This is a genomic window from Skermanella stibiiresistens SB22 (assembly GCF_000576635.1).
Classification (GTDB): Bacteria; Pseudomonadota; Alphaproteobacteria; order Azospirillales; family Azospirillaceae; genus Skermanella; species Skermanella stibiiresistens.
Window position 1 is genome coordinate 24,359 of sequence record NZ_AVFL01000012.1, and the last position, 13,123, is coordinate 37,481.

General features: G+C 64.6%; 12 protein-coding genes. 9 read left to right on the forward strand and 3 right to left on the reverse strand.

All coding sequences use genetic code 11. The features are described from left to right. Positions 1-33 precede the first annotated feature (33 nt). From N825_RS16945 to N825_RS16955, 3 genes are all read left to right on the forward strand, one after another. A complete protein-coding gene (locus N825_RS16945; RefSeq protein ID WP_037454393.1) occupies positions 34-1,389 on the forward strand; it encodes a UDP-glucose dehydrogenase family protein in 1,356 nt (451 codons plus the stop codon). Continuing rightward, on the forward strand, positions 1,386-2,771 hold the full coding sequence (gene pgmG, locus N825_RS16950) for a phosphoglucomutase/phosphomannomutase PgmG (protein WP_037454396.1): 1,386 nt from the start codon (positions 1,386-1,388) through the stop codon (positions 2,769-2,771). Before N825_RS16945 ends, pgmG begins: the two co-directional genes overlap by 4 nt. Positions 2,772-2,864: 93 nt before the next feature. Further along, positions 2,865-3,599, forward strand: coding sequence for an isochorismatase family protein (locus N825_RS16955; RefSeq protein ID WP_037454399.1), 735 nt, complete (start codon positions 2,865-2,867; stop codon positions 3,597-3,599). 14 nt (positions 3,600-3,613) lie between these two features. Here the strand turns inward: N825_RS16955 and N825_RS16960 are convergent, their stop codons facing one another. After that, positions 3,614-4,921 (reverse strand): D-alanyl-D-alanine carboxypeptidase family protein, encoded by a 1,308-nt coding sequence (locus N825_RS16960; protein ID WP_084164812.1) that lies wholly within the window; start codon positions 4,919-4,921, stop codon positions 3,614-3,616. Positions 4,922-5,122: 201 nt separating this feature from the next. Between N825_RS16960 and N825_RS16965 the strand changes: the two genes are divergently transcribed. Continuing rightward, positions 5,123-5,689, forward strand: coding sequence for a hypothetical protein (locus N825_RS16965; RefSeq protein WP_051512487.1), 567 nt, complete (start codon positions 5,123-5,125; stop codon positions 5,687-5,689). A 15-nt stretch (positions 5,690-5,704) separates the two neighbouring features. Here the strand turns inward: N825_RS16965 and N825_RS16970 are convergent, their stop codons facing one another. Continuing rightward, on the reverse strand, positions 5,705-6,472 hold the full coding sequence (locus N825_RS16970) for a proteasome-type protease (protein WP_037454404.1): 768 nt from the start codon (positions 6,470-6,472) through the stop codon (positions 5,705-5,707). 324 nt (positions 6,473-6,796) lie between these two features. Between N825_RS16970 and N825_RS16975 the strand changes: the two genes are divergently transcribed. From N825_RS16975 to N825_RS16995, 5 genes are all read left to right on the forward strand, one after another. After that, complete coding sequence (locus tag N825_RS16975; RefSeq protein ID WP_051512488.1) at positions 6,797-7,225, forward strand: phasin family protein; 429 nt, start codon at positions 6,797-6,799, stop codon at positions 7,223-7,225. A 270-nt stretch (positions 7,226-7,495) separates the two neighbouring features. Beyond that, positions 7,496-7,822, forward strand: a complete 327-nt coding sequence (gene clpS / locus N825_RS16980) for an ATP-dependent Clp protease adapter ClpS (RefSeq protein WP_037454407.1) — start codon at positions 7,496-7,498, stop codon at positions 7,820-7,822. A 6-nt stretch (positions 7,823-7,828) separates the two neighbouring features. Then, positions 7,829-10,129 carry an ATP-dependent Clp protease ATP-binding subunit ClpA gene (clpA, locus tag N825_RS16985; RefSeq protein ID WP_037454410.1) on the forward strand — a complete coding sequence of 767 codons (2,301 nt, stop codon included), beginning with the start codon at positions 7,829-7,831 and terminating at the stop codon, positions 10,127-10,129. Positions 10,130-10,255: 126 nt separating this feature from the next. After that, complete coding sequence (locus tag N825_RS16990; RefSeq protein ID WP_037454413.1) at positions 10,256-10,771, forward strand: hypothetical protein; 516 nt, start codon at positions 10,256-10,258, stop codon at positions 10,769-10,771. Continuing rightward, positions 10,771-11,901 carry a CaiB/BaiF CoA transferase family protein gene (locus N825_RS16995; protein WP_037454416.1) on the forward strand — a complete coding sequence of 377 codons (1,131 nt, stop codon included), beginning with the start codon at positions 10,771-10,773 and terminating at the stop codon, positions 11,899-11,901. Before N825_RS16990 ends, N825_RS16995 begins: the two co-directional genes overlap by 1 nt. A gap of 1 nt (position 11,902) precedes the next feature. On the opposite strand, the gene N825_RS17000 is transcribed toward N825_RS16995, so the two are convergent. Beyond that, positions 11,903-13,069: a GNAT family N-acetyltransferase gene (locus tag N825_RS17000; protein WP_037454419.1), complete on the reverse strand. Its 1,167-nt coding sequence runs from the start codon at positions 13,067-13,069 to the stop codon at positions 11,903-11,905. Between the last annotated feature and the right edge of the window lie 54 nt (positions 13,070-13,123).

Sequence of the window (13,123 nt, forward strand, 5' to 3'; positions counted from 1 at the left end):
CCAGCGATCCCATTACATGAGAGGGCATGGCCCATGCGCATAGCGATGATCGGAACAGGCTACGTCGGCCTGGTTTCAGGCGCCTGTTTTTCGGAGTTCGGCGTCAATGTCGTGTGCGTCGACAAGGACGCCAGCAAGATCGATCGCCTCAACCGCGGCGAAATCCCGATCTATGAGCCCGGTCTCGAGGATCTGGTCGCGAAGAACGTCAAGGCCGGCCGCCTGTCGTTCAGCCTGGACTTGGCGGCTTCCGTCGCCGACGCCGACGCGGTGTTCATCGCGGTCGGCACGCCGTCCCGGCGCGGCGACGGTCACGCCGATCTCAGCTATGTCTATGCCGCCGCCGAGGAGATCGCGCGCGGCATGAACGACTACACGGTGGTCGTCACCAAGTCGACGGTGCCGGTCGGCACCGGCCGCGAGGTCGCGCGCATCATCCGCAAAACCCGGCCCGACGTTGATTTCGGCGTCGCCTCCAACCCGGAATTCCTGCGCGAAGGCTCGGCGATCGGCGACTTCCTCCGGCCCGACCGGGTCGTGATCGGGACCGACAGCGACCGCGCCCGCGCCGTCATGCGCGCCCTGTACCGGCCGCTGTACCTGATCGAGACGCCGATCGTCATGACCAGCCTCGAGACCGCAGAGCTGATCAAGTACGCGGCCAACACCTTCCTGGCGACCAAGATCACCTTCATCAACGAGATCGCCGATCTGTGCGAGAAAGTCGGCGCCGACGTCCATGACGTCGCCAAGGGCATCGGCCTGGATGGCCGCATCGGCAAGAAGTTCCTGCACCCGGGCCCGGGTTACGGCGGCTCCTGCTTCCCGAAGGACACGCTGGCGCTGGTCCGCACCGCCCAGGATTACGGTTCGCCGCTCCGCATCGTCGAGACGGTGGTGGACATCAACACCAAGCGGAAGCGGTCGATGGCCGACCGGATCATCGAGGCTTGCGGTGGCGACGTCGATGGCAAGTCGATCGCGGTTCTCGGCGTGACCTTCAAGCCGAACACCGACGACATGCGCGACAGTCCGTCGCTGGACATCATCCCGGCCTTGCAGGAGAAGGGAGCGATCATCCGCGCCTTCGATCCCGCCGGTCGCCACGAGGCCGAGAAGCTGCTGCCAGGCGTCGTCTGGTGCGGCGACGCCTACGAGACCCTCGAGGGTGCCTCGGCGATAGCACTCCTTACGGAGTGGAACGAGTTTCGCGTGCTAGACCTGAAGCGCGTGCGGGAGTTGATGAAAACTCCGGTTATGGTAGACCTACGCAACGTCTACAATCCGGATGACATGGAGATGGCCGGGTTCGCCTATACCTGCGTTGGGCGCCCCTCGCGTTTCCGCATCAGCAATCGCGATCTGCGCGAGAAGGTCCTCGAGTCATGACTGAAACGCATAAGTTCCACGGCACCGTGCTGCGCGAGTACGATATCCGGGGCATCATTGGCAAGACCCTGACCGCCGCCGACGCCCGCGCCATCGGGCGCGGCTTCGGCACCATGGTGGTGAGGGGCGGTGGCGACCGCGTCTGCGTCGGCTATGACGGCCGCCTCAGCTCGGTGGAACTGGAGGCGGCCTTGGTCGAGGGCTTGGTCTCGACCGGCCTCCACGTCGAGCGGATCGGCCTGGGACCGACCGGCATGCTGTACTTCGCGACGCGCGACCGCGGCGCGTCGGCCGGCGTGATGATCACCGGCTCGCACAATCCGCCGGACTACAACGGCTTCAAGATGATGCTGGGCAAGGCTCCGGTCTACGGACCCGCCATCCTGGAGATCGGCGAGATCGCCGCCAAGGGTGACTACGCCGTCGGCAAGGGCGCGTCCGAGAAGATCGACATCCAGGACGTCTATGTCGAGCGCCTGCTGAAGGACTACGACGGCGTCAAGGAACTGAGCGTCGCGTGGGACGCGGGCAATGGTGCCGCCGGCGAGATCCTGAAGCGGCTGACCGCCAAGCTACCGGGCAAGCACATCCTGCTGTTCGAGGACATCGACGGCAACTTCCCGAATCACCATCCGGACCCGACCATGCCGGAGAACCTGGTGGATCTGCAGAAGGCCGTGGCCGAGAACAAGTGCGACATCGGCATCGCCTTCGACGGCGACGGCGACCGGATCGGCGCGGTGGATGCCGGTGGCCGGATCGTCTGGGGCGATCAGCTCGTCGCGATCTACGCCTCGGAGGTCCTCAAGACCCATCCCGGCGGTACCATCATCGCCGACGTCAAGGCCAGCCAGACCCTGTTCGACGAGATCGAGCGCCTGGGCGGCAAGCCGCTGATGTGGAAGACCGGCCACTCGCTGCTGAAGGCCAAGATGGCCGAGACCAACTCACCGCTGGCGGGCGAGATGAGCGGCCATATCTTCTTCGCCGACAAGTGGTACGGCTTCGACGACGCGCTCTATTGCGGCGTTCGGCTGGTGTCGCTGGTCGGCAAGTCCGACAAGACCCTGGCCGAACTGCGCGACGTGCTGCCGGAGGTGTTCAACACGCCGGAAGTGCGTTTCCAAGCCGACGAGGAACGGAAGTTCGCCGTCGTCAAGGAGGTCAAGGCCAGGCTGGCGGCGAGCGGCGCCAAGGTCAACGACATCGACGGCGTCCGGGTCAACACCGAGGACGGCTGGTGGCTGCTGCGCGCGTCCAACACCCAGGACGTTCTGGTCGCCCGCTGCGAGGCGTTCAGCCCCGAGGGATTGGAACGGCTGAAGGCGCTGCTGGTCGAGCAGCTGAGCGCCAGCGGCATTTCAGCGCCCTCCGACTTCTGAGGCCGGTTCGCGGGCTCGATCGGACTTCCCGCGCTTGCGTCCCCTGTTCGGCGTGTTCACAGTGATCCGGCATGACGAACATGGGGATGCGAGATGCCTGATACCCTGGTCCGCGACACCGCGCTGGATGTCGTTCAACAAACATTTCCCATAGCCCTCAGCCGCTTCGATCCGGCATCCAGACCGACGGGTCTGGTCATCGTCGACGAGGTCCATGGCTTCTGCACGGTCGGCTGTGGGCCCCTCGCTCCCGCCACGACCAACCCACAGGTCGACCAGATGATCGCGGAAACCGTGCATCTGGCCCGCCGGTTCGAGGCGGCCGAATGGCCGGTGCTGGCGTTCCTCGACACCCACATTCCCGGCAAGGCAGAACCGCCCTATCCGCCCCATTGCGAGATCGGCACCGGCCAGGAAAACCTGGTGGCCGAGCTGGAGTGGCTGGAGGGTGCCGCCAACGCCACGCTGATCCGCAAGGACTGCATCAACGGATTCATCGGCGCCATCGAGCCGGACGGACGAAACCGGGTGCTGGACTGGATCAAGGCCAACGAGTTGAAGGCTGTGCTGGTGGTCGGGATCTGCACCGACATCTGCGTCATGGACTTCGTGCTGACGCTTCTGTCCGCAAGGAACCACGGCATGGCGGGTGGTCTAGAGGACGTGGTCGTCTACGAGCCGGCCTGCGCCACCTATGACTTGCCGAGGTCCGTCGCTCGCGACCTGGGCCTTCCCGAGACGGCGGCGCACCCCCAGGCGGAGTCGCACCATGTCGGCCTCTACCTGATGGCGTCGCGCGGTGCCATCCTCGCCGTGGACGTGGAATAGCGCCCGGACGTCCCTCAGAGACCTTGCGGTCCGATCATGATGCAGTCCTCGCCGGCCCGCGTCAGGCTGGCGCAGACGCTTCTGGCGGTCGCCTCGTCCAAGCCCATCAGGCGGGCGCGGAACAGCCGGCCGCCTCCCGTGGTGACCGGGATCATCTGCGGGTTGGCCGAGGCCAGTAGGGAAGGAAGCCGTCGACTGACGGAATCGAGCGCCCTGCGGCCCGCCGCGGCGTCGCCGAACGCCCCAACCTGGATGCCCCATGGACCAACCGCGGACTTGGCGGCGGGCCCAGAGGCGGGCTTGTCGGTGGGCAATCCCAGAGCGGTGTCGGTGCTCACATCCGATGAGGCGGTCACGGTCGCGGCCAGGGTCGCGAGGTCGGAACTGTCCACCACCTCCTCCAGGCTGGCGACCTCCACCGCGGAAGCATCGACGTAGTCGGGCTTGCGGTTCGGCGTGGCCGGCGCGCGGAGCGACGCCATCAGCGGTGCCGCCCGCGCTTTTGGCGTGCGCGGGGTGGCGAATCCCTGGTCCAGCAGTTCCGCGAGGTGGGCGTCGCGCCAAGCCGGCGTGTCACCGCCCATGACCACGGCGATCAGCCGCCGTCCCTGTCGTACCGCCGAGGCGGCGAGATTGAAGCCGGACGCGCGGATGTAGCCGGTCTTCAGCCCGTCCATGCCGTCATAACTCGCCATCAGCCGGTTATGGTTGGGGTACTCGATGCCGCGATAGGTGAAGCTGGCGCGACTGAAATACGGGTAGTATTTGGGGAAGTCGCGGATCAGCGCCGTCGCCAGCGTGGCGACGTCGCGCGCGGTGGAAACCTGCCGCTCATCCGGCAGTCCCGATGGATTTCGGTATTGGGTGCGCGCCATGCCGAGGCGGCGGGCCTTCTGGTTCATCATGGTGGCGAAACGGCCTTCGGACCCACCGATGCCTTCGGCCAGGACCATGGCGGCGTCGTTGGCCGACTTGGTCACCAGCCCGAGGATGGCGTGCTCGACCTTGATCCGCTGACCCGCCTTGAGGTTCAGCTTGGTCGGCGGCTGGGACGCCGCCTTCCGTGACACGGTCAGGCTCTGCCCCAGCTTGATCCGCTTCTTCTCCAGCGCCTCGAAGGTCAGGTAGAGCGTCATCATCTTGGTGAGGGACGCGGGGTATTTGGGATCGTCGGCGTTGGCGCGGTAGAGGACCTCGCCGGTGCCGGCGTCGATCACGATTGACGCGTATTTCGACTGGGCGAACGCCGGACCCGTCACGACGAGCGAGAGGATCAGTAAGACGGCGGCGACCAAACCCGGTCGGCGGGGCGGATGAGACACGGCGGAGCCCTCGACACACCTTTTGAACAAGACTTTGGCGGGATCGTAAGTTCGTGCTGAATCAATGTCTACCACCCATTCGTTAAGAGTGGGTATTGGCGGTGGCGGCAAGTCATTCCCGAACGGATGAGGCAATGGCGCACCGGAAGATTGTCCGTCGCTTATCTCGTCGTCTGAATGTGATGATGGTATATTGATTGAATGCGCCTGATATCGTTCGGTCCAGCCGCCATGGCGGTTCTTTTATTGTCCGGTTGTGCCTCGTTCGGCGGATCCGCCGGGGATGTCGGGGCCGGGAAACTCACGTGGTTCAGCTACGTCAATGGCGAGGATCTGCGGGCGCAATGCTCGGCGGATGGACCCGACCGCTACCGGCTGATCCACAACGCCAAGCCACTCGGCCAGCTCAGGACCTACGAGGTCCACGGCCAGGGTGACGGGGAGGGAGGTCAAGGAGGCTCGGGAGGCGCCGTGGTCGAGGCGCGCGAGATCGCCGCCGCCGACCTGTCCCGCCAGCATCCCGAGGATGCACTGGAGGGGGGTGGGAGTGGGCCGTCCCGCCTGATCCTGTCGGCCGAGCAGTTCCAGTGGCTGATCCGCGGCCTCAGCGACAGCGGCGTGTTCGACGCGCCGCTGGACGGCTTCCACCTGCGGTCCGATGGCGTGTTCTGGTTGGCCAGCGGCTGCCATGACGGAGCCTACTTCCTGACGGCCTTCTCGAACCCCTCCGAGAGGTTCGAGAGCATCGGGGGCCGGCTGACGCGTTGAGTTGTTCCTGACGGACTATTTGACGTCGTCGCGGCCGACCACCGCCAGTGACGGCTGGGCCGAGGGAAGCAGCGTCTCGATCCACGGGCCATCGGGCATGCGCTGGGCCAGATCGGTCAGGTTGCGGTTCCACCACTGACGCTGATCCACCAGATCGTCGTAATCGAATTGGGCCTGACGCCACTGGCTGTCGCTGTTGGTCATCGCCACCATGTCGATCGGGAACCCGACATCCGCCGAGCTGAAGCGGGTCGAGTCGAACGACAGGTAGGCCAGCTTCAACGCCGTCTGCATCGAAGTGTCGTAGCGCAGCGCCCGGTCCAGGATCGGCTTGCCATAGGCGGTGGCCCCGATCGAGAGATAGGGCGTGCGCTCGTCGACTTCGATCCAGTTGCCTTCGGGATAGACCAGGAACATGGTCGGCTCGCGGTCGTCGGACAGGCGGCCGCCGATGATGGCGTGCAGATTAAAGGTCAGCTTGCTGTCCTCCAAGGCCTCCTTGTCCTCCTCCGCCACCTGCCGCAGGCACTTGGTGAAGGCGCCGACCGCGTCGAGCATGCTGGCGAAGCTCTCGGTCGGACGCTTCGCCATGTCGCGGCGGAGATACGCCAGCGTCTTGTCACGGACGCTGCGCAAGCCCGAGTTCATGATGAAGAAGCGGTGAGATCCCGATCCCATGATCGTGACCTTGCGGGCCGCCGACAGTTGCGAGCCGCTGGTGATGCGGCCGTCGGACAGGCCGATCAGCCCATCGCGTGTCTTGATGCCGAGGCAATAGGTCATTTCCGGTAAATCCAAAGGCGAAAAGGCGACACATTCTGTCATGCTGGCGAGGCGGCCACAAGCGCGGCACCCCGCCAGGCGCGCACCATCGGCCCTTTTTGGTCAATACCCTGTTAAAGCGCGCCACCCCGGCCAGTGGCGGGCGGCTCAAAATTATTGTGCACTGCACAATAAACGTTGACGCGCCTCCGGAAATGCCTATAGTAAGGGCATTGCTGCACTGCAGCATGAAGGTGGGGGCGGCCTCTGGCAAGTCCCTGCGGGAAAACCTGCCGCGACCCTCCGACGGAGTTGGTGGCGGCGACCAACCGGAAGGAAGTTCACATGGCCACCACTCCGAATTACGCGCAGTTCGCCACCGCCTCCAAGCAGCAGGTCGAGAAGGCCACCGCCCAGTTCACCAAAAGCGTCGAGGACTACACCTCGTTCAGCAAGGCCAATGTCGACGCGATGGTCCAGGCCGGCACCGTCCTGGCGAAGGGCTTCGAGGAGTTGGGCAAGCGCGCCCTGGCGTATTCGCAGTCCTCGCTGGAGAGCGGCGCCGCCGCCAGCAAGGCGGTCCTGGGTGTCAAGACCGTCCGCGATCTGGTCGATCTGCAGTCCAGCTTCACCAAGGCGCAACTCGACAGCGCGCTGGCCGAGACCGCCAAGGTGTCCGAGCTGTCGGTCAAGGTCGCCAACGAGGCGTTCAAACCGATCAACGCCCGTCTGAACGCGACCATGGAAAAGCTGTCCAAGCCGCTGGCCGCCTGAGGCGGGGCGGGATGAGGTGTCGCTGGGGAAACCCCGCGTCGCGCCTCGCCAGCCGATCCTGACGGCCCGGCGGTCATTTGGACCGCCGGGCCGTTGCCGTTTGGAGCCGTCCGGCATGTCGATTGTTGCGCGAGAATGGGTCGTCCAAAACAATTCTTTGGAATAGCGGTCCCAGAAGCGACTTTGGCGCAAGACGCCTCTTCCAAGCGCCTCCGGAAATCTCATATGATTGTCGGAGGATGTCCATCGCGATGATTGCTTATATTGCCCATGGCCGACAGCGACAAGCACGGGGACGAGGGGTCCGTGACGGGAGTGGTCGTCAAGGCCAAGCCCAAAACGAAAAAGCCCTCAATGTACAAGGTTCTGATGCTGAACGACGACTACACTCCAATGGAGTTCGTTGTTCTGGTGTTGGAGCGTTTCTTCAGCAAGAACCGCGAAGAAGCGACGCGCATCATGATGCACGTGCATCGGCGTGGCGTTGGGATATGCGGGGTCTTCACATACGAGGTAGCCGAAACGAAGGTCACCCAGGTGATGGACTTCGCACGCCAACACCAGCATCCTTTGCAATGCACTCTGGAGAAGGATTAGCCCGGCATGCTCTCGCGTAATCTCGAGCAATCGCTGCACCGAGCCTTAGCCTACGCCAACGAGCGCCGCCACGAATACGCCACGCTTGAGCATTTGCTACTGGCACTTACGGAGGATCAGGACGCGGTAGCCGTCCTGAGGGCATGCGGCGTCAACCTCGACAAGCTACGCTCGGAGCTTGGCGAGTATCTCGACAACGAACTATCCAACCTGATCACCAACCGTCCCGAGGACGCGAAGCCGACCGCCGGCTTCCAGCGGGTGCTCCAAAGGGCGGCGATCCACGTACAAAGTTCCGGCCGCGAGGAAGTGACGGGAGCGAATGTGCTGGTGGCGCTGTTCTCTGAACGCGAGAGCCATGCGGTCTATTACCTGCAAGAGCAGGAGATGACGCGGTTCGACGCGGTGAACTACATCTCTCACGGGATCGCGAAGGCGCCGGGCCGCAACGAGACGAAGCGGGTATCGGGAGCTGACGACGACGCTGCGGCGGAGAAGGTCGTGAAGAAAGGCACTGAAGCTCTCGAGGCATATTGCGTCAACCTTAACAAGAAGGCGGCCAGCGGAAAGATCGATCCGCTGATCGGACGGGAGCAGGAGGTCGAACGGACCATCCAGATCCTGTGCCGCCGCTCCAAGAACAACCCGCTGTATGTGGGTGACCCCGGTGTCGGCAAGACCGCCATCGCCGAGGGCCTCGCACGCCGTATCGTTCACGGTGAAGTGCCGGATGTCCTGGAGAACGCGACCATCTTCTCGCTCGACATGGGATCGTTGCTGGCCGGGACCCGGTACCGCGGCGATTTCGAGGAAAGGCTGAAAGCGGTGTTGTCGGAGCTGGAGGCGCTGGAAGGCTCCATCCTGTTCATCGACGAGATCCATACCGTGATCGGAGCCGGTGCGACTTCGGGTGGCGCCATGGACGCGTCGAACCTGCTGAAGCCCGCTCTCGCGAGCGGCGCCCTGCGGTGCGTCGGGTCGACCACCTACAAGGAATACCGCAACTACTTCGAGAAGGACCGGGCCCTGGTCCGGCGCTTCCAGAAGATCGACGTCGCGGAACCCTCGATCGAGGATGCGGTCAAGATCCTGCGTGGCCTGAAGCCCTACTACGAGAAGTATCACCGGATTCGGTATACGAACGAGGCGATCCGCTCGGCGGTGGAGTTGTCGGCGCGCTACATCAGCGACCGCAAGCTGCCGGACAAGGCGATCGACATCATCGACGAGGTCGGCGCCGCCCAGATGCTGGTTCCCGAGTCGCGGCGCAAGAAGACCATCTCGGTCAAGGATGTCGAGGCGGTGGTCGCAAAGATCGCCCGCATCCCGCCGAAGAGCGTGTCGCGCGACGACCGCGAGGTCCTGCTGAACCTGGAACGCGACCTGCGCACCATGGTGTTCGGTCAGGACAAGGCGATCGAGGCGTTGTCATCGGCGATCAAGCTGGCCCGCGCGGGCCTGCGCGATCCGGAGAAGCCGATCGGCAACTATCTGTTCAGCGGTCCGACCGGCGTCGGCAAGACCGAGGCGGCCCGTCAGCTCAGCCTCACCCTGGGCATCGAGCTGATCCGTTTCGACATGTCGGAGTATATGGAGCGGCATACGGTGTCGCGTCTGATCGGCGCCCCTCCCGGATATGTCGGGTTCGACCAGGGTGGATTGCTGACCGACGCGATCGACCAGCATCCGCACGCGGTCCTGCTGCTCGACGAGATCGAAAAGGCCCATCCGGATCTGTTCAACATCTTGCTGCAGGTGATGGACCACGGCAAGCTGACCGACCACAACGGCAAGACGGTCGACTTCCGCAACGTGATCCTGATCATGACCACGAACGCGGGCGCCTCCGACATGGCCAAGCCGGCGATCGGGTTCGAGCGGGCGGCGCGCGTCGGGGAGGACATGGAGGCGATCAACCGCATGTTCACTCCGGAGTTCCGCAACCGACTCGACGCGATCATCCCGTTCTCGGCGCTGTCGCAGGAGGTCATCGGCCAGGTGGTCGACAAGTTCGTCATCCAGTTGGAGGCGCAGCTCACCGACCGCGGCGTGACGATCGACCTGACCGACGCCGCCCGCGAATGGCTTGGCAAGAAGGGCTACGACCCGCTCTATGGCGCGAGGCCGCTGGGCCGCGTGATCCAGGAGAACATCAAGAAGCCGCTCGCCGAGGAACTGCTGTTCGGCAAGCTCGCCAAGGGCGGCACCGTCAAGGTGTCGGTCGCGGATGATAAGCTGATCTTCACCTATCCGGATCCGCCGCCGACGGATCACGAAGAGGAGAAGGTCCCCGAGATGGTGGACTGACAAGTCGTGTTGGTGACGGACGGGGCTCTTCGGAGCCCCGTTCTTTTTGTGGATCATCATGCCACATGACGGTTTTTTCGTGCCGTGCTATAGGACGGATACCCGTTACTGGTCGGATGTGGTCCCTTGGTACAACGCACCTACAAGCGCAGCGAAGTCGAAGGTCTCCTGCACGCGCTGGAACGACAGGCCCGCGAAGCTGGGAAGCTGGCGGCCGAGGCGCAGCGCGAGGCCGCCAACAACAGTTTCGTGGCATACCGGCATTTCCGCGAGAAGGTTGGCGAGTTCAAGGCTCTATGCATCCTGATCGAGGGCCGCCTGAAGCACATCGCCGACGGTAGGGCGGATGACCTCAAGACCGAATTCGAACGGATGGATATCCTGATGCTGGCCCTGCTGATCAAGGCCAGCATGAAGTTCTTCTTCGTCCTGTCGGCCAACACCATCCTGCCGCTGGGGGCCCGGGAGATCTTCATCGCGGAACTGCACAGCCTATACGAGGCGCGCGAGAAATTGCGCCGCCCCGACTATGTCAGCCGGTTGAGCACGGGCTTGGCCAACGATCTCGATACGGCGGAGGCGATCCTGGAAGAGATCATCGACAAGGCTCCCGGCCTGCTGAAGTTCGGCACCGCCCCTTGATGGCGAACGCCACGGGTGCCGACGGTTTGCTGGCGGGTATCCGCGTTCTCGACCTGAGTCAGTACCTTCCCGGTCCCTTCGCCGCCCAGATGCTGGCGGACATGGGTGCCGATGTCGTCAAGGTGGAGCCTCCGGCGGGCGATCCGATGCGGCGGCTCGGCGGTGTGGACGGCGACGGTCTCGCTCCCGGCTACAAACTGGTCAACGCGGGCAAGACCGTCATCCGCCTGGACCTGAAAACGGTGGAGGACCGGAACGCGTTCGAGCGTCTGGTGGGCGGCGCGGACGTCCTGATCGAGAGTTATCGTCCAGGAACGCTCGACAAGCTTGGATTGCCGCGATCGAAGCTGGCGTCGCTGAACCCGGGGCTGATCCATGTGGCGCTCTCCGGCTGGGGACAGGATGGGCCGTATCGCCTCCGCGCCGGACACGATCTCAACTACATGGCGCTGGGGGGAGGGTTGGCCTCGTCCGGCGTGACCGGCATGCCGGTGATGGCCCATCCCCCGGTCGCCGATCACGCGTCGGCCGTCCAGACGGTCGCGGCGGTGTCGGCGGCGCTGTTTCGCCGGGAGCGGACGGGGCAGGGTGCCTATCTCGACATCAGCCTGATGGAAACCGTGCTGGGCTGGCAGTCCTGGCCGCTCACCCTCGCCAACCGGGGAGCGACTCCACGGCCGGCCGGGGACTTGCTGACCGGCGGCGCCGCCTGCTATCAGATCTACCGCGCGTCGGATGGCCGCTTCGTCAGCTTGGGGGCCATCGAGGAAAAGTTCTGGGCGGCCTTCTGCGGCACGATGGGGCGGCCGGATTGGATCACGCGCCAGTTCGAACCGATGCCGCAGGATGAACTGATCGGCGAGGTCGCCGCCACGATCGCGGCATATCCGCTGGGTCATTGGACGGACGCGTTCGCGGAGATCGACTGCTGCTTCGAAGTCGTGGCCGACCTGACGGAGGTCGCGGCCCATCCCCATGTCGCGGCGCGCGGCCAAGTCAAGGTTTCCGGCGGGAGCGATCCTTTGGTCGAAACCCTGTTCGGACTTCGGGTCGATGGTGCCGCACCGCCGGAACGCCGGCCGCTGGTGGAGTCCGACGCGGGTGCCGTGTCGCGGCGATGGAGCGTCTAGCTCAGCCGCAGTCGTCTTCCCTCCGGAAGGGGCTATCCTGCATGAGGATCTCGATCTCGTTCTCGACGGCGGGCCGCTCGCGTTTGAGATAGTCGTCGATCGCGGTCCGAAAACCCGGATCACGGATCCAGTGCGAGCTGAAGGTCCGTGTCGGCAGATAGCCGCGCTGGATCTTGTGCTGGCCTTGGGCGCCGGCCTCGACGCGCTTCAACCCGCGTTCGATCGCGAAATCGATGGCGCGATAATAGCAGGTCTCGAAGTGCAGGTGCTTGTAGGTGGCGACGCACCCCCAGTTTCGGCCATACAGCGTGTCGGTGCCGAGCAGGTTGAGCGCGCCGGCGACCCATTCGCCGCCATCCTCGACCAGCATCAGGACGACCCGATCCGCCATGGTCTCGCCAAGCTGGCGGAAGAACTTGCGATTGAGATAGGCGCTGCCCCACTTGCGGTCGCTGGTGTCCATGTAGAACTTGTAAAAGGCGTCCCAATGCTCCTGGCGCAGGTCCGGGCCGGTCAGGGTATGGATTTTAACGCCGCTTTCCGCCACCTCGCGCCGTTCCTTGCGGATCGACTTGCGCTTTCGGGAATTCAGCTCGCCCAGGAAGTCGTCGAAGCCCCCGTAACCCTTGTTCTCCCAGTGATACTGCTGGCCGACGCGCTGGAGCCAGCCAGCCTCGCCGAAGCGCAGCCAGTCCGACTCGGTGGGGAATGTGACATGGATCGAGGAGACCTGATGGCGGTCCGCCAGTTGCTCCATCGCGGAGATCAGCGCGGCGGCCACTCCCTCGGGCGCCTCGGGGTGGAGGAGCAGGCGGGGCCCGGTCACCGGAGTGAACGGGACGGCCGCCTGGAGCTTGGGATAGTAGCTGCCGCCCGCGCGCTCATAGGCGTTGGCCCAGGCGTGATCGAACACGTATTCGCCATAGGAATGGCTTTTCAGGTAAAGCGGCACCGCTCCCCAGGCGACGCCCTCCGGCCCTTCGAGCACGAGGTGCTGGGGCTGCCAGCCGGTCGCGGCGCGGCAGGACCCGCTGTCCTCGAGGGCCTTGAGGAAGGCGTGGTTGAGGAACGGGTTCTCCGCGCCGGCACAGGCATCCCAAGCGGCGGCGTCAATCGCGCCGATACCGGGCATCACCTTGACCGTGATGGTGTCATTTCCGTCTGGCATGCACACAGAATTAGACGTTTCGCGCCGCGGCGCAAGCCGCTTGCCCAAGACCGC

What these genes read in the sequence shown, in the direction of transcription:
- N825_RS16945 (WP_037454393.1), top strand. Translation starts at nt 34, where the DNA reads ATGCGCATAGCGATGATCGGAACAGGCTACGTCGGCCTGGTTTCAGGC.
- pgmG (WP_037454396.1), top strand. Translation starts at nt 1,386, where the DNA reads ATGACTGAAACGCATAAGTTCCACGGCACCGTGCTGCGCGAGTACGAT.
- N825_RS16955 (WP_037454399.1), top strand. Translation starts at nt 2,865, where the DNA reads ATGCCTGATACCCTGGTCCGCGACACCGCGCTGGATGTCGTTCAACAA.
- N825_RS16965 (WP_051512487.1), top strand. Translation starts at nt 5,123, where the DNA reads ATGCGCCTGATATCGTTCGGTCCAGCCGCCATGGCGGTTCTTTTATTG.
- N825_RS16970 (WP_037454404.1), bottom strand. Translation starts at nt 6,472, where the DNA reads ATGACCTATTGCCTCGGCATCAAGACACGCGATGGGCTGATCGGCCTG.
- N825_RS16975 (WP_051512488.1), top strand. Translation starts at nt 6,797, where the DNA reads ATGGCCACCACTCCGAATTACGCGCAGTTCGCCACCGCCTCCAAGCAG.
- clpS (WP_037454407.1), top strand. Translation starts at nt 7,496, where the DNA reads ATGGCCGACAGCGACAAGCACGGGGACGAGGGGTCCGTGACGGGAGTG.
- clpA (WP_037454410.1), top strand. Translation starts at nt 7,829, where the DNA reads ATGCTCTCGCGTAATCTCGAGCAATCGCTGCACCGAGCCTTAGCCTAC.
- N825_RS16995 (WP_037454416.1), top strand. Translation starts at nt 10,771, where the DNA reads ATGGCGAACGCCACGGGTGCCGACGGTTTGCTGGCGGGTATCCGCGTT.
- N825_RS17000 (WP_037454419.1), bottom strand. Translation starts at nt 13,069, where the DNA reads ATGCCAGACGGAAATGACACCATCACGGTCAAGGTGATGCCCGGTATC.